Source organism: Labrenzia sp. PO1 (assembly GCF_012273635.1).
GTDB classification, from domain to species: domain Bacteria; phylum Pseudomonadota; class Alphaproteobacteria; order Rhizobiales; family Stappiaceae; genus Roseibium; species Roseibium algicola.
On the sequence record NZ_JAAXCR010000005.1, the window covers coordinates 281231 to 303376 of the forward strand.

19 protein-coding genes are annotated in these 22146 nt (G+C 59.2%); 4 read left to right on the forward strand and 15 right to left on the reverse strand.

Annotation, left to right across the window (positions count from 1 at the left end; genetic code table 11):
* Positions 1–189: 189 nt before the first annotated feature.
* Entirely contained in the window at positions 190–567 is a 378-nt protein-coding gene (locus HCG46_RS24785) for a metalloregulator ArsR/SmtB family transcription factor (RefSeq protein WP_168687739.1), read from the reverse strand.
* 49 nt (positions 568–616) lie between these two features.
* Between HCG46_RS24785 and HCG46_RS24790 the strand changes: the two genes are divergently transcribed.
* Positions 617–1063: an SRPBCC family protein gene (locus HCG46_RS24790; RefSeq protein WP_168687740.1), complete on the forward strand. Its 447-nt coding sequence runs from the start codon at positions 617–619 to the stop codon at positions 1061–1063.
* Between the two features lie 27 nt (positions 1064–1090).
* Positions 1091–1423, forward strand: a complete 333-nt coding sequence (locus HCG46_RS24795; RefSeq protein ID WP_023001524.1) for a VOC family protein — start codon at positions 1091–1093, stop codon at positions 1421–1423.
* Positions 1424–1498: 75 nt separating this feature from the next.
* Here HCG46_RS24795 and HCG46_RS24800 read toward each other — a convergent pair whose 3' ends face one another.
* Both HCG46_RS24800 and HCG46_RS24805 read right to left on the reverse strand, forming a co-directional pair.
* Positions 1499–2245: a LytTR family DNA-binding domain-containing protein gene (locus HCG46_RS24800; protein ID WP_168687741.1), complete on the reverse strand. Its 747-nt coding sequence runs from the start codon at positions 2243–2245 to the stop codon at positions 1499–1501.
* Positions 2233–3375 carry a histidine kinase gene (locus tag HCG46_RS24805; RefSeq protein ID WP_168687742.1) on the reverse strand — a complete coding sequence of 381 codons (1143 nt, stop codon included), beginning with the start codon at positions 3373–3375 and terminating at the stop codon, positions 2233–2235. The genes HCG46_RS24800 and HCG46_RS24805 overlap by 13 nt, the downstream gene beginning before the upstream one ends.
* Before the next feature lie 204 nt (positions 3376–3579).
* On the opposite strand from HCG46_RS24805, the gene HCG46_RS24810 reads away from it, so the two are divergent.
* Positions 3580–10296, forward strand: a complete 6717-nt coding sequence (locus tag HCG46_RS24810; protein WP_168687743.1) for an autotransporter outer membrane beta-barrel domain-containing protein — start codon at positions 3580–3582, stop codon at positions 10294–10296.
* A 38-nt stretch (positions 10297–10334) separates the two neighbouring features.
* On the opposite strand, the gene HCG46_RS24815 is transcribed toward HCG46_RS24810, so the two are convergent.
* From HCG46_RS24815 to HCG46_RS24865, 11 genes are all read right to left on the reverse strand, one after another.
* Complete coding sequence (locus HCG46_RS24815; protein WP_152507774.1) at positions 10335–10754, reverse strand: MarR family transcriptional regulator; 420 nt, start codon at positions 10752–10754, stop codon at positions 10335–10337.
* A gap of 81 nt (positions 10755–10835) precedes the next feature.
* A complete protein-coding gene (locus tag HCG46_RS24820; protein WP_209009615.1) occupies positions 10836–11324 on the reverse strand; it encodes a nucleoside deaminase in 489 nt (162 codons plus the stop codon).
* The gene (locus tag HCG46_RS24825) at positions 11324–11695 is read right to left on the reverse strand and encodes a multidrug efflux SMR transporter (protein WP_055660707.1); all 372 of its coding nucleotides are present in this window, start codon (positions 11693–11695) and stop codon (positions 11324–11326) included. The genes HCG46_RS24820 and HCG46_RS24825 overlap by 1 nt, the downstream gene beginning before the upstream one ends.
* 59 nt (positions 11696–11754) lie before the next feature.
* Entirely contained in the window at positions 11755–12075 is a 321-nt protein-coding gene (locus HCG46_RS24830) for an SMR family transporter (protein WP_168687744.1), read from the reverse strand.
* 64 nt (positions 12076–12139) lie between these two features.
* Positions 12140–12757: a DsbA family oxidoreductase gene (locus HCG46_RS24835; RefSeq protein ID WP_168687745.1), complete on the reverse strand. Its 618-nt coding sequence runs from the start codon at positions 12755–12757 to the stop codon at positions 12140–12142.
* A 580-nt stretch (positions 12758–13337) separates the two neighbouring features.
* Positions 13338–14414, reverse strand: a complete 1077-nt coding sequence (gene ugpC / locus HCG46_RS24840; RefSeq protein WP_168687746.1) for a sn-glycerol-3-phosphate ABC transporter ATP-binding protein UgpC — start codon at positions 14412–14414, stop codon at positions 13338–13340.
* Positions 14411–15226: a carbohydrate ABC transporter permease gene (locus HCG46_RS24845; protein WP_023001536.1), complete on the reverse strand. Its 816-nt coding sequence runs from the start codon at positions 15224–15226 to the stop codon at positions 14411–14413. Before HCG46_RS24845 ends, ugpC begins: the two co-directional genes overlap by 4 nt.
* 11 nt (positions 15227–15237) lie before the next feature.
* Positions 15238–16140, reverse strand: a complete 903-nt coding sequence (locus tag HCG46_RS24850; protein WP_168687747.1) for a sugar ABC transporter permease — start codon at positions 16138–16140, stop codon at positions 15238–15240.
* Between the two features lie 115 nt (positions 16141–16255).
* Entirely contained in the window at positions 16256–17464 is a 1209-nt protein-coding gene (locus HCG46_RS24855; protein WP_168687748.1) for a sugar ABC transporter substrate-binding protein, read from the reverse strand.
* Positions 17465–17511: 47 nt separating this feature from the next.
* Positions 17512–18444: a sugar phosphate isomerase/epimerase gene (locus HCG46_RS24860; RefSeq protein WP_168687749.1), complete on the reverse strand. Its 933-nt coding sequence runs from the start codon at positions 18442–18444 to the stop codon at positions 17512–17514.
* A 17-nt stretch (positions 18445–18461) separates the two neighbouring features.
* A complete protein-coding gene (locus HCG46_RS24865; protein WP_152507769.1) occupies positions 18462–19493 on the reverse strand; it encodes a Gfo/Idh/MocA family oxidoreductase in 1032 nt (343 codons plus the stop codon).
* A gap of 140 nt (positions 19494–19633) precedes the next feature.
* Here HCG46_RS24865 and HCG46_RS24870 point away from each other — a divergent pair, with 140 nt between their 5' ends.
* Complete coding sequence (locus tag HCG46_RS24870; RefSeq protein WP_075281880.1) at positions 19634–20653, forward strand: LacI family DNA-binding transcriptional regulator; 1020 nt, start codon at positions 19634–19636, stop codon at positions 20651–20653.
* 88 nt (positions 20654–20741) lie between these two features.
* Here HCG46_RS24870 and HCG46_RS24875 read toward each other — a convergent pair whose 3' ends face one another.
* Positions 20742–22127, reverse strand: a complete 1386-nt coding sequence (locus tag HCG46_RS24875) for a condensation domain-containing protein (RefSeq protein ID WP_205838676.1) — start codon at positions 22125–22127, stop codon at positions 20742–20744.
* Between the last annotated feature and the right edge of the window lie 19 nt (positions 22128–22146).

Sequence of the window (22146 nt, forward strand, 5' to 3'; positions counted from 1 at the left end):
GTTCGCGATTGACCAATGTCATCCCGAGACGAGGGTCTGCTGCCTTTCGAGAAGCGCGGAAAACGCCTAGACGCAAGTTCGTCGTCCGGCGGCGGTCACTAACACCGCCGGAGCGAGGTCAGCGTTTTACGAGAACGCCCCTTGCAAGCGCTCACACCAAAAGAGCGCTTGCGCCTACCTGATACGTCATCACGTACCTTTCGTATCACCGTTGGTGGTTTCGGATGCCACGTGAGTTTCCTCACTCTTTTCAACGCTCTTCTTGAGAGCACCCAGCATGCTGGCTGCGTAGGCAGCGTAGGGACCGATCCAGCGCTCGTGAACCGCTTGAATTGGCAGTGCATCCAGGTGGTTCCACCGTTCCCGCCCACGGCGTTCGACCACCACCAGCCCGGCTTTTTCCAGAACCTTCAGATGCTGCATGACTGTGCAGCGGTCTATCTTCGGCAGCGCCTCGCAAAGGTGGCCGGTGGTTAGCGGACCCTTCTTCAAAAGGTCAAGCATGTGCCTGCGCGCCCTGTGGCCAAGCGCCTTGAAAAGCGCGTCATCCTGATCATCTGTTGACATGTTATATTTTTATAACATAATAGCTCGCAAGGCAACAAGGAACAGGGCCATGGAACTGAAATTCACAGTCGGCGGGAGGATTTCCAAACCCGTCGCGGAGGTGTTTGAGGCTGTCGTCGACCCGGCACAACTTTCGGAATTCTTCACGACCGGGGGAGCCCAAGGCCGCATCGAAGCGGGTGCGGAGGTGTCCTGGGACTTTCATGACTTTCCCGGTGCTTTCCCTGTTCTGGTGCAGGAGGTGGTGCCGAACGAAAAAGTCGTTCTGCAGTGGGAGGCAGGAGATGACGCCCGCACCTGGACGACCGTGACCATCACGTTTCAGGAGCTGGAAGACGGGCGCACCTATGTCCGCATCAACGAATTTGGCTGGCCCGGAACCGAAACGGGTCTGAAGTCCTGTCTCGGCAACTGCGAAGGCTGGACGGGTATGCTCTGCGCCATGAAGGTCTGGCTCGAAAACGGCATCAGGCTACGCGACGGATTTTACAAATAGGCAACACGCATCGAAAGGGAATTGGAAATGGAACCGGGCAAGAACATCGCGATCAAGGTGCCGCTGTATCGGTGGGACGAAACCGTAGCCTTTTACCGGGACAAGATCGGATTGAAGGTGACGCGTGAACTGAAGGACAGCACCGGCTTCTCGTTCGGCCCCATGACATTGTGGATCGACCGCGTGCCGCATCAAAGCCAGACGGACGTCTGGATAGAACTGTTCGATGAGGATCCCACGAATGCCCTGGCGGCTTTGGGATCTCCCAAACGCGATGAACTGGAGCCGCTGACAGATGTCACCGGCCATTGGACATGCGATCCGGCAGGAACCGTCATATTGCTGCGGAAAGGTTCCTGAACTGCTTGGCGTTCCTTGTCGGACGTTCCAAGATTGGGAACAGCGACCAGAGCCAGGACGCCAATCGCCGATTTTTCAGCCTCCGCTCAGCTGCAAAATGGAGCGCAATCTCTTTGATGCCGGGCGCCCAATTTCAACGACATTGTTCCCATTCGAGAAATGAATGCTGCTGCGTCCGCTAGCGTGCCAATTGACGCGCTGGATCTGTGCGCAGTTCACGATAGTGGAACGATCCAGCCGGTGAAAAGGCGGTGCTGGAAGCCTGGTTTCGAAAACGCGCAGGAGGCCATTGGCGAGGTGTTGCTGACCGTTTTCCAGATAGACGCGGGTATAGTCCCCTTCCGCCCGCAGAAAGGCAACTGCATCGTGGGACACCAGGATCGACGCTGAACTGGTCTTGAATTGAAGACGACCCTGCGCTGTGACCAAGGTTGGGGACACATTGTTATCCGGAGTGGACGGGACCGGCGGCAGTCTTTCTCGCAGACGACCAATCGCTGTTTCCAGCCGCTCGGGCTTGACCGGTTTCACAAGGAAATCGAGTGCGGCTACATCAAAGGCGTCGATCGCGTATAGATCGTATGCACTGACGACGATCACGAAGGTTTCGGGCGGCAGGTCCGTTGCAAGGTCAAGACCCTTGCCGTTGGTCAGTTCCACATCAAGGAAAACCGCATCCGGGCGGACCTCATGCATCACTTGCCGGGCAGACTCGAGGTCCCCCGCTTCACCACTCACAGCAATGTCGGGAAATTCGGCAAGCATTCGCCTGAGACCGCGCCTGGCGGAAGGTTCGTCGTCAACCAGAACTACACGGAGCATGCCGGACCTTTCAGCAAGATGCGTGCAACGACCATGCCTTGCCCCTCACGCAGGCTGAACTCGTGCATTTCCGGATAGTAGAGCTGCAGGCGTTTTCTGAGGTTGGCATGACCGATCGATTTCCGTGTCGGGTCCGTTTCCGAAATCTTCCCTGAGTTAGTGACCGAAACCTCGACCTCATCCTTGCCGAGACGGCTGACAGAGACGTGAATGTCGATACGGTTCGACTGATGCTTTAACCCGTGCTTGACCGCATTTTCCACGAGCCCCTGCAGAATCATGTGGGGAACGATCATGTCCCTGACGGTTTCATCGACGCTGACGGTGCATTGTAGCTTGTCTTCAAACCGGATTTCCTGGATGCGCAGATAGGCGTTCATCGCCTCCACTTCTTCCGACAGCGGACAGAGGTCCCGACGCTGCTGGTTCAGGCAATAGCGCAGGTAACCTGCAATTTCCCTCACCATTTCAAGCGCGGTGTCGGGTCGCTCGTGAATTTCCGAGGCGACGGAATTGAGCGCATTGAACAGGAAGTGAGGCGCCAGTTGCAGCCGCAGCTGTTCCAGTTCGGAACGCATGGCCTCCGCAAGCGCCTCGCTGCGCCGCAACCGCGCGATCCGCGCCTCGTAATCGGACCTCAGGCAGAAATAGGCCAGCATCCAGCCCAGCAGAACCGAAGTGTAATAAACGACCGGCGTCAGAGGCGTGTTGAAGGGCAGGGCTTCAGGAAAAATCAGGTCGCGCAGATACCAGGCTAGATACATCTGCAAGGTGCCACACGCGAGCGAAAACGCCGCCGCCCCCAGGAACACCGGAATCGTGATCAGCCGCTGGACGTTCCGGAGAACATAGTGATGCGCTGCGCTCGTCAGCAGAAAGCCGACCAGGTCCATCGAAAGGGTCAACGTGAACGCAAGCCGGAAGTCGGAGAACGTCACCACCCGGGCGAAAAAGCCATAAACGGCTATAAACAACCAGCCGCCGATCTGAAGTTTCCAGAAGAGATGCTCGGTCTCTGGCTGCAGGCGCTCCTCGTGATGAGACTTACTGACGGCGTGCACGCGGACGTCTTCTTCTGGAGTGGAGACAGTCCTGCGTGTCGTCGCCGGAACGGCTTCATCTAAAAGCATGTTACAAGCAATCTCGTACTGGAAAGGTAACTTTCAATATAGGACCGCTCCTGCGGCACGGCCCACAATTTCATCGATGATTTCAGCTGGTTCATCGAATTTGCAGTGAAACCCGCTGCCCTGCAACCATAGTTATTCCTGACGAGGAAGAGCAAAAAGTTCCGTCTCAAAACTTTTCAAGCCAATTGTTTCAGGGATAAGAAAATGGGCCTCGGCCTTACAACCGAAGGAAAAGACCAGGTCTCCCATCCTTCGGTCAGAAAAAACATTCGCGTGAAATCGCTGCTGTTGTCCACCGCATCCGTTGCGAGCCTGTGCCTTTCATCCCCCGCCCTGGCGGATTCCCTGTGTGACGATTCCGGCGACCCGTGGGTTTGCACCTTCAATACCGGCACGGATGTCAGTTACGTCGATCTGACCGCAACGGGTGCATCCGCTGGCGCCCAGGCCCCTGGCATCACGATCCAGAATTACGCCCAGCAGAATATGGTTATCCCAACCAGCAAGGGCATCTATGCAAACTGGTATGTCGAGTCCAGAGGGTCGGCAGGCGAGGACTCCGGCGCAGCCGGAGCTGGCGGAACAGTTACAATCGTCAATCAGTCAAATATCGATATCAGCGTGTCGGAAGTCAGCCAATTTGCAATGGGCATCTTCGCCCAATCCAGCGGCGGCGAAGGCGATCAATCCAACGGAGATAACAATTCGAACGGCGGCGCAGGCGGCAACGGTGGCTCGGTGCAGGTTACCAACAACGGCCTTGCAAGCTATACCGCCATTGGTTACGCCAATTTCGGATTTGCTATTTTCGTTGCCGAAAGCAACGGCGGAACAGGAGGCAACCAGAACAACAGCGTCCTGTCCGACCAATATGGCGGCAAGGGCGGTGACGGCGGCAGCGTCACCGTCAACAACACCGCTCCGAGCAGCTTCACCGTCGGTTCGAGCAGCAACCGTTTTCAGGGGCTTGGAGAAGGCGGCGGATTCATCGCCAGATCCTTTGGCGGCAGAGGCGGCGATAACAACGGCAATGCCGGTGCTGGTGGAACAGTCACGATCAACAACGCCATGAACGGCGACATCTACTGGGATGTCACCACGGCCGGGGGCGACGGCCTGTTCGTTCTCTATGGGTTAAGCGAAGGCGGCGCCGGGACCGCCTCGACTGACAACAGCGACGACGGCGGCGATGGCGGCAACGGCGGCAACGTCTCGATCACCAACTCAGCCAGGCTCGTCCTCGATGTTACCGGCGGCAGCTACGAACCGAGCGCAGCAATCGGCGCAAAAAGCCTCGGCGGCAAGGGTGGCACCGGCCCCACCAAGGATCATAGCGGCGGCGATGGCGGTACGGCAGGATCCGTGTCGGTATCTCTTCAAGACGGAAAATCCATCGAGACAAGTGGCGCTAATGTGTATGGCGTGCTGGCACAGAGTATCGGCGGTGAAGGCGGAGACGGCGGCGACGGCACGGCTCTCGCCGGCACCGGTGGCGGCGGCGGTTTCGGCGGCGATGCCGGCGCGGTTTCCGTCACTGTCTCAGGCGATACCAGTATTGAGACAAGCGGCGCTTTTTCCGCAGCCATCGCGCTGCACTCCATCGGCGGCGGCGGCGGAACGGGGAGCGATTTTCAGAGTGTTCTCGGCGGTCAGAGCGGCAACGGCGGCAATGGCGGCAATGCCGGAAACGTCACCCTTTCGCTTGGCAATGCGACAGTCTCAACGGCAGCAGACCATGCCTTCGGTGTCGTCGCGCAGTCGATCGCAGGAAGTGGCGGAACCGGCGGGATCGATGCCTCAACCCTGGTTGGACTGGGCGGCGATGGCGCCGGTGGAGGCGCAGCCGGTACCGTAACGGTCAACTCAAGCGCGGACATCACGACCAACGGCTTCAACTCGCTCGGCATCATCGCCCAATCCATTGGCGGTGGCGGCGGAGCCGCGGGATCTTCCAGCGGGTTTGTCAGCGTTGGCGGCAGCGCTGCCGGATCGACAACGTCCAACGGAAGTTACGTCGGCGTTTCGAATACGCAGAAGGTCACGACCAAAGGCGACTCCTCTACCGGAATCCTTGCGCAATCGATTGGCGGCGGCGGTGGCTCGGGTGGCGATGCCACCGGCACTGTCGGCGTAGGCGGTCAGGGGTCGGCTGGCGGAAAGGGCGGAACGGTCGCCATTCCGAACATCGGAACCATCGTCACCTCCGGCGGCTATTCGCCGGGCGCCATCTTCCAGTCTGTTGGCGGCGGTGGCGGCAACGGCGGCAGCGTGCAAACCCTGTCGACCATCGCCTCCATCGGCGTCGGCGGTTCCGCCGACCTCGGTGGTGACGGCGGCGAGGTCTGCGTCGACAACACCGGCGGATGCGTTTACTCCGACCTTCCCTCACTTCTGGCTGCCACAAGCAACGGCAACGCGCACATCACCACAACCGGCGTATTCGCACCGGGGCTGATCGCCCAGTCCATCGGCGGCGGCGGCGGCAACGGCGGCAGCGTCAAGAATTTCAGCGTCCTTTCGTTCCTCGCCTTCCAGATGGGGGGCAGCGGCGGCGATGGCGGTGACGGTGGAACCGTTTCCCTGACCCAGAACCAGTTTTACGCCGCGACCTCCGGCGCTCAGTCGACAGCTGTCCTCGCACAGTCCATCGGTGGTGGTGGGGGCACGGGTGGCAGCGCCAATTACTTTGACGCGACCATCGGCTTCAACGCCGCCTTTGTCCTCGGCGGCAGTGGCGGCGACGGAGGCGACGGGGACGACGTCACAATCGATCTTTCAAGCGGCACCATCGCCACCGGACTTTCCGCGTCTTCCACCTCCAAATACGCCCCCAACAATGCCACCGGCATTCTGGCCCAGTCCATCGGTGGTGGTGGCGGCAATGGCGGCTCGACATCCGCCGGCGATTTTCTGGTAGCCGCTCCAACCGGCACCGGCGTTCCCCTCGCCTTCAACTATGTGGCAACCGTTGGCGGCAACGGCGGCAATGCGGGAGCCGGCGGCGACGTGACCGTCACCTATGACCAACCCTCCAGGCTCACGACAATCGGCGACGCCTCTCACGGGATCCTTGCTCAATCGGTTGGCGGCGGCGGCGGCAACGGCGGCGATGCGTCCGCGCTGACAGCCACGCTTGGCGACAAGGACACTGTGGAATCCACCGCTACCGTTGCTCTGGGCGGCGGCACGGGCAATGTCCTGAGCGACTTCAATTCGGATTATGCGTTCACGACATCCGGCGGCGGCAATGGCGGGGAAGTCAACGTAACTCTGGGAAGCTACGGCTCGTCTTCCAATTCAGGTAGCACCACCGCAACGAAACTGACAAGCCTGGCCCCGGAAAGCACGCTTTTCACTTTCGGCGACGGGGCTCATGGCGTACTGGCGCAATCGATTGGCGGAGGCGGCGGTAACGGCGGCCTGGGCAACAGCAACGCCTATTCGCAAGGCGGTATCGCGTCGCTGGAAGCGAAGATTTCCCTGGGTGGCCAGGGTGGTTCGGGCGGTGACGGCTCCTCCGTCGAGATCCATAACTTTGCCGGCTACACGGTCCAGACGCAGGGATCGGGTTCCAAGGGCCTGGTCGGGCAGTCCATCGGTGGCGGTGGCGGCAATTCGCAGGGTGGCACCGTCTACCTTGGCGTTGGCGCCAGCAGCGTTTCCGGCAGCATGTCCCTGGGTGTTGGAGCCATTGGCGGCAGCGGCGGCAACGGCGGTACCATCTACGCCGAACAATACGGCCGCATCGAAACCTTCGGCGGCGACTCGGACGGTGTCGTGCTGCAATCCATCGGCGGCGGCGGCGGGATCGGCGGATCGCTCGGCAATGACGCGTCGTCTCACAAGGTTCTTGACGCCATTGGGGCCTTGAAGAAACAGATCAAGCGCCTGTCGGATGCGGGAGCTTCCTATTCGTTCACGGTCGATGTCGGTGGCGGCGGCGGGTCTGGCGGTGACGGCAATCAGGTCAAATATTACCATGATGGCCAGATCATCACGCAAGGTGCCTGGGCGGACGGGGTCGTGCTGCAATCAATTGGCGGCGGCGGCGGTCAGGGTGGCTCGTCCACCGCCAGCGGCAGCGAAGTCAGTGCCTCCATCGAACTTGCCGTCGGCGGCAGGGGCGGCTCGGGCGGGGACGGCGGTGAAGTCGCCGTCTGGCTGGCAGACGGCAACAGCAATTTCATCAACACGGCAGGTTTTGCAGCCACCGGCATGACGATGCAGTCCATCGGTGGCGGTGGCGGCCAGGGTGGCGACGGCTCGGACAACCAGACCGGCACACTGGCGATCGGTGGCGACGGCGGCGGCACAGGTGGTGCAGGCGGCGATGGCGGCCAGGTTCACACCTATGACACCAGCGCGGTAACGATCACCACCAGCGGCAATGATGCTGCTGCCCTGGTTGCCCAGTCAATCGGCGGTGGCGGCGGCACAGGCGGGGTCGGCAGCAGCGCAGAGACAACCCGCGTCGACGGCAGTGAGCTGAGCGTCTCTGTTGGCGGTTCTGGCGGTGTGGCCGGTAATGGCGGCACAATCGATCTGACGATGGACACGACGATTGCCACCTACGGCAACCGCTCTCATGGCGTTCTGCTCCAGTCCATCGGCGGCGGCGGTGGTTATGGCGTCACCGGTAGCGTAGAAGGCGGGCTTGATCTGGCAATTGGCGGCACGGGCGGTGCGGCAGGCAACGGTGACGCGGTGACGTTCCAGCTAACCGGAGGCGCCGGCATCCAGACCCGCGGCGACGGCGCTTTCGGCCTGGTGGCACAATCCATCGGTGGTGGCGGTGGATTGGCGGGCGATGCGACCGGCGGTTCCATGACCAACGCCACCGCGAACCTGACCTCCGGCGGCGCCAGCGGCAATGGTGGCCAGATCACACTGGATATCGACGCGCCGATCACCGTCACGGGTGACGAGTCCATCGGTATTATCGCTCAGTCCATCGGCGGCGGCGGCGGTATATCCGGAACCGGCACCGGCGGCGTGGCTGGCCTCATGTCAACAGACAGCACGGGAACCGCGGGCGCTATCGATCTGGAAATCGCAAGTCAGGTCTATGCCTCCGGATCGCGTTCGTCGGGTGTCTTTGCGCAAAGCCAGGGCGCTGACGGCAACGGCACAATCGGGATCACGGTTGACGGACAAGGCAACGTCCAGGGGGGCACGGATACGGACGCGGCCGCCATCAGGGTCTCCAACGGGCTCAACAACACGCTGGTTCTGAACGACAATGCTATCGTCCAGTCGGGCGCATCTCGCAACGGCACCGACGACACCGGCTCCTATGCGGTCTGGTATACCGGAACGGGCACGACGGCTGACGGGGCAATCCTCAATGTAACCGTCAACGACACTGCGTCTCTTTACGGGGATGTCGTCCTGACCAATGCCGACGGCGGCAGCGCCGGTACAGTCACCAACAACTCACCCAACACCCTTGCTGACGGCTATCTGTACGATGCAAATGTGGTCAACAACGGCCGCTTCGTATTGGGGCGCGCACGCGACCCCGGCAAGACAGTGATTACCGGCAACTTCAAGCAAAGCGCACAAGGGTTTCTGGTCGCGGACATCGACCTGAACAATTTCGATTCCGATTGGCTGGAAGTACGCGGCGACGCGACGCTTGCAGGAACACTCGGCCTCAAGACCATCAGCCTTCTTCCGGACAGGAAGACGAAAGTTCTGTCGGTCGGCGGATCTGTTACAGGCACCCTCACCCCGCAGGACTCTCTCATCTTCGATTACCTGTTCAGTCCGGAAGGCTCCGACTATTATTTCCAGGTAACCGGCGCCGACTTTACCCCCAACGGCAAGGTGAAACTAAACCGGGATCAGAAGGCCGTTGCGGAAAACCTGCAGAATATCTGGGATCGCGGCGGCAACAACACATTCGGAACACTGTTCGGGGCCATTGCCGACGAGGTCGACAATCAATCCGGAAGCTATGCAGACACCCTGAACCAGCTTCTGCCGCGCACCGGGCTTGCTGCCGTCGTCGAACAGACCTTCGAAATGCTGTCCTTCGGCGACAGCCTGATGAGTTGTCCTGTCTTCGAAGGCGATGGCGCAGGCATAACCGAAGGCTCCTGTGGCTGGGCACGCGCAACCGGCGGAACGGGCCACCGCTCAGCCATCGGCAATTCACCGAGCTATAACGCTAACGCGCTGACCTACCAGCTGGGAGGACAACGGGAAATAGCGCCCGGCTGGTTCATCGGTGGCGCTGCTGCCTTTCAGCAAACATGGATTTCACAGGCCTCCGGAACCGTGAAAGGAGACGGCAAGGCGGGGTATCTCGGGGCAAGCCTGAAGCGGGAGATAGGGGCCTGGACCCTTTCGGCCGCTGCCGCTGGCAGTTACGGAGCAACCAGGTTCGACCGTAACCTGTCGATCTCCGATCTTTCCGAGACGATCTCCAGCTCACCCGACGTGCTGGCAGGGTCCGTCAGAGCACGGATCGCACGCACCTTCGCGGCAACCAACGTCTACGTTAAACCTTATGTCGACTTCGACGCTATCTATTCCAGGGTCGGCGACTACCGGGAAAGCGGTGATTACGGACTTGAATTCGACTCCACCGGCCACTGGAATTTTGCCGCAACGCCTTCTATCGAGATCGGAAGCCGCCTGCGCTACAAGGACGGCAAGGACCTGCGTGTATATGGAAAACTCGGTGTGTCGTTCCTGTCCAGTGACCAATGGGAAACAGATGCACGCTTCACCAACCGCGCCGGGGGAACCGGGTCGTTCAAGACGTCTCTCGAACATGAGGATCTGTTTGCCTCGATCGGGGCCGGCCTTCAGCTCACATCCATTGAAGGGGTCGACCTGCGCCTGGAATACAATGGCCGATTCTCCGAAAATCTGGCCACCAACAGCGGCTCGCTCAGGCTCAGCATTCCGTTTTAAGTTTGCCATTGATCGGCAACGCAACCGCAAATGGCCAATCAGACCACGTCTTCCGCATTTCCAAATCGCGCAAGCAGCAACTCGGCACCACCGTGCTCCTTGAGGGCATTTTCCAATGCGTTTTCGTAATCGGGCTTCGCGCTTTCAAAATGTGCACGTCCCTTGTCGGTGAGAACGGTGTAGACACCGCGCTTGTCGTCCGGACAAAGATCACGAACCGTGAAGCCACCCCGCTCCAGACGCTCGACCATGCGTGATACGGAACTCTGGTTCAGCTGCAGATGGGCAGCCAGTTCTTGCATTCGCAATTCGGAGGTGGGCGATTTGGAGAGGATCTCGAGGGCGCGATAATCCGACAGACCAAGGCCATGCCGGTCTTGCAGGACTTTTGCGAGGTCTGCTTCGACGTTGGCGACCGCGTGGATCAGCCTGAGCCACGAACCACTGCTATTGGACATGATCAATCTGGACCTTCGAGTGTTCTGCGCTTACGTTGAGCATTTGTATGCTCATGCAAGCGCAGAAACAAGTAACTGCCATTAGTCGGAAATGCGGCTCATCGCGGCAAAGTTCTGGAAAGGCCGCATGGCTTTGGGAACGGCCAGCTTGGCCACGCGAGGCGACTGCCAGGCCAACGGATCACTGGCAAACAGCCCATAGGAACCTCGATAATCAAAGCCGTGCCTTGCCACTTCATCACGATCGGCGGCAAAGAATACCTGCGAGATGCCTGCATAAAGCGCGCTCATGTAACACATCGCGCAAGGTTCGCCTGACGCAAGCAGAATGGTCCCGTGCAGATGTGGAGTTTTAAGCGTGCGGCAAGCGTCGCGGATCGCATCGACTTCCGCATGCGCGGTCGGATCATGATGATCCCGAACGCGGTTGACACCGCGCCCGATTACTGTGCCATTTCCGTCAACGACAAGAGCGGTGAAGGGAATGCCGCCTTTGTGGACATGATCCACGGAGAAGGCCACGGCCTCCTCCATGAGCTGGTCAAGGCGTTCTGAACGATCCGTCCCCATCAGGCTGTCGCCGCAAGCTTCGGGCTGTCGGCCAGCTTCAGCCAGACGACACCTGCGATAATGACACCCAGCCAGACTGCCTGGATCAGCGTCAACGGCTGGTCGAGCAAGAAGCTACCGAAGACGGCAGCCCCGACCGAGCCGATCCCTGCCCATACGGCATAGCCGATCCCCACGTCGATGGTTCTCAGCGCGGCACTGAGGAAGTAAAGCGTGAGCAGGAAGAAAACGACGGCGGCAATCGACCAGCTCGGAATGGTGAAGGCCTGACTGCCGCCGACGCTGAGCGCATAGCCGATTTCGAACGCGCTGGCGAGCATCAGCATGCCCCATGCACCGCCATTGCCCTGGGTTTTCTGGAGCGTATCCATGATTTGCTGTTCCTTTTGATCAGAAGAGAATTGGAAGAGATATTTTGTGTTTCAGGTGCTCAGGCAGCACCACTCAGGCGCAGGCCGACAACGCCGCCAATGACGAAGACAATGCCGAGGCCTTTCTTCCAGTTGAGCTGCTGACCAAAGAACAGCGCCCCCAGGACGACGATCCCGACACCTGAGACGGAGGTCCAGATTGCGTACCCGACACCGACATCGAAGGTGAGGAGCGCAAGGCTCAGGAAGAAGGTGGCGATAGCGCCGCTCACGAGGGTTGCGGCGGTCCACCCGAACCGTGTGAACCCTTTTGCATTTCCGGCACTTATTGCGACCGCGATCTCAAAGATCACGGCGATTCCGAGATAAACCCAACTCATTGCATGTTCCTTTCGTAGATTGAGAGTGTGTGAAGGCGGATGCCTTTAGACCTGGCCGCGTCGATTAACAGGAGCGGCCGCTATTGCCGGGGGCGCTTTCCAACCGGTCGATTACCTGAAGCAACTCGTCCAGCGGGGGCACTCCCCGGAAAATCTGATCCCCGACCACGATCGTGGGAACCGACGTGATCGCCATGTCTTCGCGGGCGTGGCGCAGTGCTTCACGGTGACGTTCGCGATAGGCCCCGCTTTCGAGAGCCTGCCGGGCTTCATCCGGGTCGATCCCCGCTTCCGCAGCCAATGCGACAAGAACCTCGGGATCGCCGATGTCGCGATCCTCCTGGAAGAAGGCGCGCAAGATCCGCATCGAATACGGATGATCCAGTCCTCGATCCTGCGCCAGGGCCAGCAGCTCGAAAGCCTTGTTGGTGCGTGGCTGAGGCGAAATCGACGGCAGCTTGATTGGCATCTGAAGGCTTTCCGCAAGCGGATAAACCGACCGGTTCCAGATCGCCGGAAGGTAAGGATCCTCGGGCTTCAGCGTTGGCACCGGGTCGGGCCGCAATTCATGGGCTCGCCAGGATATCGGGATCTTCCTGTCACCGATCGCTGTCGTCACGACCTGTTCTGCGAGCAGGCAAAAGGGACAGACGTAGTCGGTGTAAACTGTAACGGCACTCATCAAGTTGGCTCTCATTTTATTTGTATGTGCATGCAATATAGTTAGAGCCTCGCCATCGTCAATATATTTGCATGCGCATGCATGTTTATTTTTGCTTACGAGTGAAAAGGTCTCTTCTTGTTGCCGCTGCCAAAGCCTCACGGAGAGACCGTGCGGCACTGCCAAAAGGCGATGGTGAGACTGGCAACCCTTTGAGAGGTTTCGCAGTCGCGGTGGTTCGCCTAACGTTGTTACAAAGGGATTTTGCTCAAAGGCTCAATCCGCGGGGCAAACAGCGCGACGGAAATGCCCGCAAGGCCAGGGCCCTGCGGCGGCGCCATCCCTCATTGGGAGCGCAAAAGGAATGGAAGAGCAATTTAGCCGGGTCATTAACACTGCAACACTTCAGGTCAATGGGTGGCCCTGAAATAGCACCGATCGAACGTTTTATTTAAGTGATATAATTTCTATCAGAATGATCTGTTTAAATGATCATTTTCCCAGCCGCCGCAACATCGATTTTCACGACGGTCGCCAGCGGACAGGAGCCCCTTTGCCAGGAGTTTCCGATCCGCAGACACTCAATTGGACGGCTGGGATATCACGCGTGCAGGAGGGCGTTGCCGGTTTCCCTGTCGAACAGGTGGATGTGTTCCGGTTTGATCGAAACGGAGACCGACCGAACGCCATCTTCGACACGAACCGGAGCAGTAATCAAGAGCCCGGGATCCGTGTCGGTGAGCACGTAGGAGACTGCCCCCGTTCTCTCAACGAGCGATACCGGAAGCGTCATTTCATTTCCGGTATCCCCCTGCCCGACCATCAGGTGTTCCGGCCGCAGTCCGACCGTTACCTTTTGACCGGGCAGTTGCAGTCCTTCAAATGCGATCTCCGGTGTCCCGGGAAGAGCAAGACCAACACTCTTGCCCCCCTCCGCTACGACGCCATCGACAAAATTCATCGCCGGGGAGCCGATAAAGCCCGCAACGAACTTGTTCACTGGCCTGTCGTAAAGGTCGAGTGGCGCGCCTTTCTGTTCAATTACCCCGCTTCGCATGACCACCACCTGATCGGCCATTGTCATCGCCTCGATCTGGTCGTGGGTCACATAGACGGACGTCGCACCGAGGCGATTGTGCAGCTGCCGGATTTCGGAGCGCATGTGCACCCGGAGCGCCGCATCCAGATTGGAAAGCGGTTCGTCGAACAGGAACGCCTTCGGGTTGCGGATGATGGCCCGGCCCATGGCAACGCGCTGGCGCTGCCCACCGGAGAGTTGCCGCGGATATCTGTCGAGAAGTTCGCCCAACCCGGTCACGCGGGCAATTTCCTCCACCGCCTTTTCGATTTCGGACTTGGGGCGTCTCCGAAGCCGCATGGAATAGGTCAGATTCTGGCGAACGGTCATGTGCGGATAAAGGGCGTAGGACTGGAACACCATCGCCAGGTCCCGCTCGCGTGGAGCCTTATCATTGACCGCATCCCCCGCGATCCGCATCGTGCCGCTGGTGATTTTTTCCAGTCCGGCGATGGTGCGCAACAAGGTGGACTTGCCGCATCCCGAAGGCCCGACCAGAGCAACGAATTGTCCCTTGGGGATCTGCAGGCAGACGTCGCGGAGCGCGTGATAGGCACCGTAGTATTTCTGGATGTTTTCCAGCTCGATCTGATAGCTCATTTGAGGGCTCCGGAGGTCAGGCCGCTGACGATCTGGCGTTGCAGCAACACAAATATGATGAGAACCGGCGTCACGTAGATCGCGGAGTAGGTCATCACACCGGACCAGTCGGACGTGTTGGGGCCCATGAAGGACTGCAGACCGACGGTCGCCGGCTGTAGCGCTCGCTGCGTGATCAGGGAGCGCGAATAGACATATTCCCCGAAGGACTGCAGGAAGATGAGCACCGACGTCACCAGAATGCCGTTTCTTGCAAGCGGGACGATGATGGACAGGAACGCACCGATCCGCGAGTTGCCGTCGACCAGCGCGGCTTCTTCCAGCTCCCTTGGAACCTGCAGAAAGGTTGCGCGGCACAGCACGATATAGAGCGGCAGAACCTTCGCCGCCTGCGCCAGTATCACCGATGTTCTTGGCACCTCGTTGAGGCCAACCTGGTTGAAGGCAACGAAAATCGGCGTGATCATCAGGGAAGATGGCAAGACCTGCATCATCAGAACGATGAAGAGCACCACGTCCATCCAGCGGTTTCGGATGCGAGAGAGAACATAGGCACAGCCCGTGCCGCAAATGGCGACGATAATCGTCACACCCGAGGCAATCAGAAGCGAGTTCCAGAGGTAGACGTCCATCTTCAGGCGCGTCCAGACTTCGCCAACCATCCATTGCGGATTTTCCGGCCAGAAGGTCGGCGGATTGGCGAAGATTTCCGTGCCGCTTTTCAGGGCCGTGATGTACATCCAGTAAAGCGGGAAGAGATAGAAGCTCACCAGACAGAGCGCGATCGCGGTCAGGCCATATTTTTTCATCATCGCTCGACGCCTCAAGCTAGCTGTTCGTGGCGCGTGGACCGCACGTAGACCGCGGCAACGAAAATCACGAACAGGATCATCAGAACCGAAATCACCGAACCGACGCCAATCTCGTAGTACTGAAATGACAATTGCCAGCTCCAGTACTGGAAGACATTGGAAGCATTCGACGGACCGCCCTGCGTGAGGGCTGCAAACAGGTCGAACTGCTGAAGGGTGAAAATGACACCCAGTGAGATCACCGCTCCGAGTTGGGCGCGCATCATTGGCAAGGTGATGGTGAAAAACCGTTGGATGGCATTCGCACCATCCATTTCGGCGGCTTCGTAGATATCCTCCGGAATTCCCGCCAGTCCGACGGACAACAGGATCATGTTGAACGGAACACCCAGCCAGATATTGGCGAGGATGACCGAATAAAGGGCCACGTTCGGGTCGGACAGCCAGAAGATACGCTCACCGGTCAGGCCGAGAGACAACAGGACATGGTTGAGAACGCCAAAATCCCCTGCCAGGATCCAGCTCCAGACAGCGCCGACAACAAGAGCCGGCATGATCCAGCCTGCCAGAAACAACCCGCGCAGCCAGGTGCTTCCCGGAAAATTCTGCTGAAAGAACATTGCCAGGGCAAATCCGATGGACAATTGCGCTGCGACCGAGATGCCGACGAATTTCACGGTGTTGAGGAAGATGCCCCAGGCCTCGGGACGTGACAGCACATCAACGTAATTGTCGAGACCGACATAGGGCCTGTCGAAGGTTCCGAGTGAAAACAGATCCACTTCCTGAAACGACATGACGAGGTTGTAAACGAGCGGAAAACCGGAAAACAGAACCAAGTACCCGAGTGCCAGCGTCACGAGGATCGTGTCGAAACCGGCCCCGTCCCGGAACGGTCTGGTAAAGTTGAGCATCCGTCTCCTCCTCCATGGCGGATGAAAAAGGGTGTGCGCTCCCGTCCGGTCGGACGGCTCGCGAGCACACACCCCAAGGCAGGGCGAACATCGCAAAACCCCGCCTGAACAGACCCTACTTCAGGACCTTGTCGATGCTGGTCTGCGCGGCAGCGAGAGCATCTTCAGGCGTTGCCTGACCGGTCAGTGTCGACTGGATTGCGGTCTGGATCGCCTTGCTGATGCGCGGCCACTGCGGATGAGGTCCGCGGTTGCGGGCATATTTCATCGATTCTTCGAAGACCGCATAGATTTCCGGATACTTGGGATCCTTCACCTCGACCTTGGAAGCCGGCAGGTAGCCAAATTCATTCCAGACGCGGTCCATGTTGTCATAGAGAAACTCCAGGAACAGGAAGGCTTCGTCCGGATTGTCGGTGCTGGCCAGAATGACGTTGTCGCCCTCCCCCAGCGCCGAGGCACGGTCTGCCCCCTCGTCCGGTGCGGGCAGGAGCGCAGCCCTGAAATCGAACTTGGCTTCCGAGCTCATCCGGGGCAGTTCCCAGGGTCCTGAGATCGACATTGCGGCGGTCCCGGCATTGAAAGTACCGGTGCTGTCCCACTGACCGCGGATGAGCGTGTCCGGCGAGGCCAGTCCTTCGTCGAGGATTTTCTTCCAGAGTGAAAGCGCTCGTACCGCCCCGTCCGTGTCGACGTTGTCGTAATCCCCACCGGTCATCTGCAGCCAGGGCAGAAACTGGAAAGTGCCCTCTTCGGTCGCAACCGCAGAAAAAGCGAGGCCGTAGATATTCTCTTCCGGCTTGGTCAGCGCCTTGGCTGCTTCGTAAAGCTCGTCCCAGGTGCGTGGCGGGTTGTCGGGGTCGAGCCCGGCCGCACGGTACATGTCGGCATTGTAATAGAGAGCGATCGTATTCGCCCCACGCGGAATGCCATAGATGCCCCCCTCGTAGCTGACCGATGACAGCGGTCCCGGGAAGATGTTGTCGGCATTCACGATATCGGACTGCTCGATATAGGGTTTCAAATCGAGCAACAGTCCGCGAGAAGCAAACAGCGCCACTTCCGGATTGTCGATATAGGTGATGTCGGGAGCATCGCCAGTCGCCACGCCGCGTGCGAGGTCATTGACCATGTCCTCGAACTGTACGGTCCGCACGTTGATCTTGATGTCGGGATGCTTGGCCATGAACTCGTCGGCCATGACGTAGTGATATTCGCCCGGGTCGTCGATGGTCCACAGATCCAGCTCGACCGGATCGGCAACGGCGGTTGAAGCCAGCGCGATCAGCCCGGATGTTGCCAATGCTATTGATTTCAAGTCCATGTTGGGTCTCCTCCCTGTATGCGACATGAATGACGGACGGCGTTGCCCTAGGTCAGTGAGGGATCGCCGCCTTCGTATTTGCCGGTTCCCGGTATGAAGGCACCGCCCCGGCTAGTTTTCAGATGGTTGAGCGCATGCACCTGGCCGGTCATTTCGAGCTCGTCGCGATAGACCGGATCGTGCCAGCCCTCGATGTCGATTGAGCCTGAATAACCCGCAAGACGCAGCTCGCTGATGATGTCTGTCCAGTTGCTATCGCCAAAACCCGGCGTACGCATGAAGACGAACGGATGTTTTCCGAAGATGCCGTGTTCCCGGATGACATCATGGCGGACCGTGGCGTCCTTGCCGTGCACGTGAAAGATCTTGTCGGCCCACTTGCGGATCTGCGGCAACGGATCGATCAGATAGACAAGCTGGTGGCAAGGCTCCCATTCCAGGCCGAGATTGTCGTCCGTCGTTTCGTTGAACATCAGTTCCCAGGCATCCGGATTATGGGCGATGTTCCAATCGCCGGTCTGCCAGTTGCCGTCCATGGCGCAGTTTTCAAAGGCAATTTTCACGCCCTTGTCAGCGGCACGTTTTGCCAGCTCCGACCAGACTTCCTTGTATTTGGGCAGGCTGTCTTCCAGGGGCTTGCCACGGATCCTGCCGGTAAAGCCGGCGACGCAAGTGGCGCCGAAGTGATGGGCGTTATCGATACAGTCCTTCCATCCCTGCAGGGTGTCCCGGTCCAGCGGCTGATCTTCCAGCGGGTTCCCGAACATGCCCAGGGTCGAGATGGTGATGTCCCGGTCGCCGATCGCCTCGACACAGCGTTTGCCGAGCTCGGCCAGGTCCTGCCCTTTGGTCGTCTGCCAGAAGAACGGCTCGAAGCTTTCAAATCCGAGATCGGCGATTTCATCGATCCGCTTCGCAGCGTCTCCGCCCGTGGCGGCGATCATCGTTCCGATGCGAATGGATTTTGCAGGATTGCTCATGAATGAATGTCCTCGGGTCAGATATCTATCTCAACGAAGCGCTCTTCCTCGGCGCTCCGGATTGCAGCAAATGTCATGGCGAGTGAGCGGATGTTGTCGGCGGAATCCGTGAGAGCGGCCCTGCCGGTCTCGCGCGCATCCAGGAAATCGGCGATGACGCCTGCATGGCCGGTGGCCTCCAGCGATGCGGGCAATTCGGGCACTTCGACCTCTTCCAGCGGATACAGAAAGCCTTCGGCCGCTTTCACGATTTCGGCTCGGAAGCCTTCGTTGCCGTCCCACAAAAGAGTTCCGCGCGATCCGATGATCCGCCAGGAGGCTTCCCAGTCCGTGCGCGCACCTTCCGCACACCACGAACCGCGATAGGTCATGGTCACATTGTCATGGCAGTCGAAGATGGCGGCGGCACTGGCTCCGTGGCGGTACCAGGAATGGGACGGATTGCTCTCGTGACAGAAGACCCGGCGCGGTTCCAGCCCGGCGACGAAACGGGCCGCGTCGAAAGTGTGGATTGCCATGTCGTGCAACAGCACATGATCCATCTCCTCCCGGAACCCACCGAAATGCGGTGCGATGAAGAAGTCGCAATGGACCTCCGCAATCCGCCCAATGCCACCCTGGTCCAGAAACTGTTTTGCACGCCGGATGCCGGGCAGAAACCGGCGGTTCTGAATTACCGCATGCAACCTGCCCTGATCCCGTCGCACGTCGAGCAGCGCTTTTGCCTCATCCAGCGAGTTCGCCATCGGTTTTTCGGAAAGCACATCGCAGCCGGCAGCAAAGCCCTGGGTCACCACCTCGTTGCGGGCGGATGGCACGACGATGTCGAACAGGAGGTCAGGCTTCAGCCTGGACAGCAGTTCCGTCAGATCGTTTCCGGCCTCTGCATTGCCGAAGCCGGAAGTCTGAGCACGTTTTTGCGCAAGGTCCGTGTCAAGGTCGACAAAGCCGACAATCTCGACCCTCTTGCCGGAAGAGTTGATGTCCTGAAGTGCACGTAGCCAGCCCTCGGACATGGCTCCGCACCCCACCATGACGGCGGTCTGCATGTGATTTCCTCCCATCGGGCGCGGTTGTGACCTTTCGTCTTTCCGGGCTCCGTAAACGTTTACGACGCTAGATTACGATGGAACTTTGTGTCAAGAAGTTTCGTAAACGTTTTCGGAAATCTTTTCAGGAGCCCCTGTCCTTGAACATAAAAGACCTCGCGCAACATCTTGGGATCTCTATCGGAACCGTTTCGCGAGCGCTGAACGACAAGCCGGATGTAAACGCAAAGACCCGAGAGCGTGTGCTCAATGCCGCAGTTGAACTCGGCTACAGTGCGAACGCTTCGGGCCGCTCGCTGCGTCGTGGAACAACGCAGACAATCGCCTTCATGCTTGAAACCGGGCAGTCGGAACTCAGGAGCGGCGACAACTTCTTCATGCGCGTGATTGACGCCATGCAGGCCGAACTCGACGACCAGGGCTATGATCTCATCATCCTGCCTTGCCATTCCGCCAATGATCCGACGGAGTTTCTGAAACGCGTTATCGCGCGTGGCACGGCGGATGCCATTGTTGTAACCGCGACCATGAAGAACGATCCGCGGATCGAGTTCCTGCTCAAGTCACGGCTCCCGTTCCTGACACTCGGACGGTCACGCCTGGAAGACCAGCACCCCTGGATCGATCTCGATTTCGAAGGATATGTCGATCAGACAATCCGCAAGCTGGTGGCCCTCGGGCACAAACGCATTGCCATTACCGTGCCGCCGACCCGATCCAACATCGCCAGTGTGTTGCGCGAAGCCTATGAAACCGCAGTTGCCGAAACGGGGCTGGAATTCGATCCCGGTCTGATCTTCGAGTGTGAAGTCAGCGAGTCCGGCGGCAATCAGGTGACCCGCCAGATCCTGGAAATGCCCAACCGGGCGACAGCGCTGCTGCTGAACTACGAACTGATGGCCTTTGGCGTTTACTCGGCCCTTCAGGAAGCCGGGCTCTCACCGGGCAAGGACCTGTCGGTTGCAACACTCCGCAGAAGCAAGCTCCTTCGCTTCCTCAACCCGCCGGTAACGGCATTCGAGATCGATCTGGAGCAGCTCGGGCGAACAATCGCGAGGGAAGTTCTGCAAGTGCTGCGCGACAACAGCCACAAGACCAGGATTGTCTGGCCTGCCACAATGGCCATAACAGAGAGTTTCGCGCCCCCACCTGGCCGGTAGTCCAATTCGTATCCGACCGGCTTGCCACTTGTTTTTCAGCGGACGCTGCCCTCCCCTCCCAAAGGCAGTCAGTCTCGATGACGCGTCACTACATCGGAAATCGCTGTACAGCTGCGTCAAACAGAGCGGACGAGCAGGTCGTTCCAAGGACATCGCCGACCGGTCGTGTCAGCCATTCCGGCTGAAGTGCATCTGACAGGAATGACGGCAGTTTCTTTTCGTGTTCGCTGAAAGCCTGTTTGCTCATCAGGCTGGGATCGGCGTCCAGGCACAGGGTCAGGTTGCTTGCGTCATCCTCTCCTCGGAAAGTGAGATTGAAGCCGTCAGCGGGTCCACTGCCAAGAATATGGCGGCGAGACCTGCAACCGGTGAAAGCCGGTGCATTGAAGGGCAGTACGTTGATCAGGGGAGAGAAGAAGTACCGGCTGCCATCCGTCAGCCTCTGGTCTTGTGATATCTGCTCGATACGGTAGCGGCTGTACCGCCTTTGGCGTTTCAGCTCAGCAGCCGAGCCTTTCAGAAAATCTGCCAGGGTGTCGGTTCTGTTCACCTCCATCCGGAACGGCAGAATGTTGACCAGCAGCGCCGGCAAATGCGCCCCCACACTGCCCCACCGGCTCATGAATGGAAGCCAGAGTGTCAACGCATTCTCGGGCGGCATCTGCCGACCGGGCCGTTCGGCCAGAAGATAGAGACCGCAGAGCAGCGTCAGGAGATCCGGCCAGCCAATTTCAACCGTCGCAGCGGTTGCCTGCAGGTTTCGCGTGAACTCCGAAGTTAGAGAAACCTGAGCGTGATACCCGGGGCCACCATAGTCTTCATCTCCCCGCTCCAGAACTTCGATGTCGGAGGCTCTTGCGAAATACTCCGACCAGAACGCCTTGTCGTCGTTCCACTGCCGGCTCTCCTGATATCGAGCCTCTTCGGACAGGAAACTTGCCAGCGGATGGAAAGGCAGACCGGCATCGCCCTGGCCGCGATAATAGTTGTAAAGCTCGGCACAACGCTGTTCGATCAGCGCCAGACCATAGCCATCGACGATGATATGGTGAGCGCGGATGTACCAGAGGTACTTTCTCTCCCCGACGCGGTAAAGCGCATGCGCCGACAGTTTATCGTGCCGCAAATCCAGTTTTGCGGCCAGATCGGTTTCCATCCGCTTTCTGGCGACTTCCATTGGCTCGGCTTCCTCGCGCAAGTCCACCTGTACAAGCGCGGGCAGAAATTCCGGATCACAGACCTGAACCGGCGCTCCACCATCCGGGCTCACCCGAAACCGTGCCGACAGGATCTCGGCCTCCCGGATGGTGCGTGTGATCGCCCTGGTCAACGCAAGCTCGTCAATGTCGCCTTCAAGCTCGATGTAATGCGCGACCGTCGACACGGGCTGGTCGGGATGAAAGGTGAATTCTTCCCAGAAGTCGAGCTGTGGCAGCGTCAGCGGCATCTCACCGGTTGGACCGATGTCCGGCATGAACGAAACTCCTTTTTCG

Excerpts from the sequence above, each read along its gene's own strand:
- HCG46_RS24825 (WP_055660707.1), bottom strand. The coding sequence starts at position 11,695 with ATGGATACGCTCCAGAAAACCCAGGGCAATGGCGGTGCATGGGGCATG.
- HCG46_RS24830 (WP_168687744.1), bottom strand. The coding sequence starts at position 12,075 with ATGAGTTGGGTTTATCTCGGAATCGCCGTGATCTTTGAGATCGCGGTC.
- ugpC (WP_168687746.1), bottom strand. The coding sequence starts at position 14,414 with ATGAGCTATCAGATCGAGCTGGAAAACATCCAGAAATACTACGGTGCC.
- HCG46_RS24845 (WP_023001536.1), bottom strand. The coding sequence starts at position 15,226 with ATGATGAAAAAATATGGCCTGACCGCGATCGCGCTCTGTCTGGTGAGC.
- HCG46_RS24850 (WP_168687747.1), bottom strand. The coding sequence starts at position 16,140 with ATGCTCAACTTTACCAGACCGTTCCGGGACGGGGCCGGTTTCGACACG.
- HCG46_RS24835 (WP_168687745.1), bottom strand. The coding sequence starts at position 12,757 with ATGAGTGCCGTTACAGTTTACACCGACTACGTCTGTCCCTTTTGCCTG.
- HCG46_RS24820 (WP_209009615.1), bottom strand. The coding sequence starts at position 11,324 with ATGGGGACGGATCGTTCAGAACGCCTTGACCAGCTCATGGAGGAGGCC.
- HCG46_RS24815 (WP_152507774.1), bottom strand. The coding sequence starts at position 10,754 with ATGTCCAATAGCAGTGGTTCGTGGCTCAGGCTGATCCACGCGGTCGCC.
- HCG46_RS24785 (WP_168687739.1), bottom strand. The coding sequence starts at position 567 with ATGTCAACAGATGATCAGGATGACGCGCTTTTCAAGGCGCTTGGCCAC.
- HCG46_RS24810 (WP_168687743.1), top strand. The coding sequence starts at position 3,580 with ATGGGCCTCGGCCTTACAACCGAAGGAAAAGACCAGGTCTCCCATCCT.
- HCG46_RS24795 (WP_023001524.1), top strand. The coding sequence starts at position 1,091 with ATGGAACCGGGCAAGAACATCGCGATCAAGGTGCCGCTGTATCGGTGG.
- HCG46_RS24865 (WP_152507769.1), bottom strand. The coding sequence starts at position 19,493 with ATGCAGACCGCCGTCATGGTGGGGTGCGGAGCCATGTCCGAGGGCTGG.
- HCG46_RS24875 (WP_205838676.1), bottom strand. The coding sequence starts at position 22,127 with ATGCCGGACATCGGTCCAACCGGTGAGATGCCGCTGACGCTGCCACAG.
- HCG46_RS24790 (WP_168687740.1), top strand. The coding sequence starts at position 617 with ATGGAACTGAAATTCACAGTCGGCGGGAGGATTTCCAAACCCGTCGCG.
- HCG46_RS24800 (WP_168687741.1), bottom strand. The coding sequence starts at position 2,245 with ATGCTCCGTGTAGTTCTGGTTGACGACGAACCTTCCGCCAGGCGCGGT.
- HCG46_RS24855 (WP_168687748.1), bottom strand. The coding sequence starts at position 17,464 with ATGGACTTGAAATCAATAGCATTGGCAACATCCGGGCTGATCGCGCTG.
- HCG46_RS24860 (WP_168687749.1), bottom strand. The coding sequence starts at position 18,444 with ATGAGCAATCCTGCAAAATCCATTCGCATCGGAACGATGATCGCCGCC.
- HCG46_RS24805 (WP_168687742.1), bottom strand. The coding sequence starts at position 3,375 with ATGCTTTTAGATGAAGCCGTTCCGGCGACGACACGCAGGACTGTCTCC.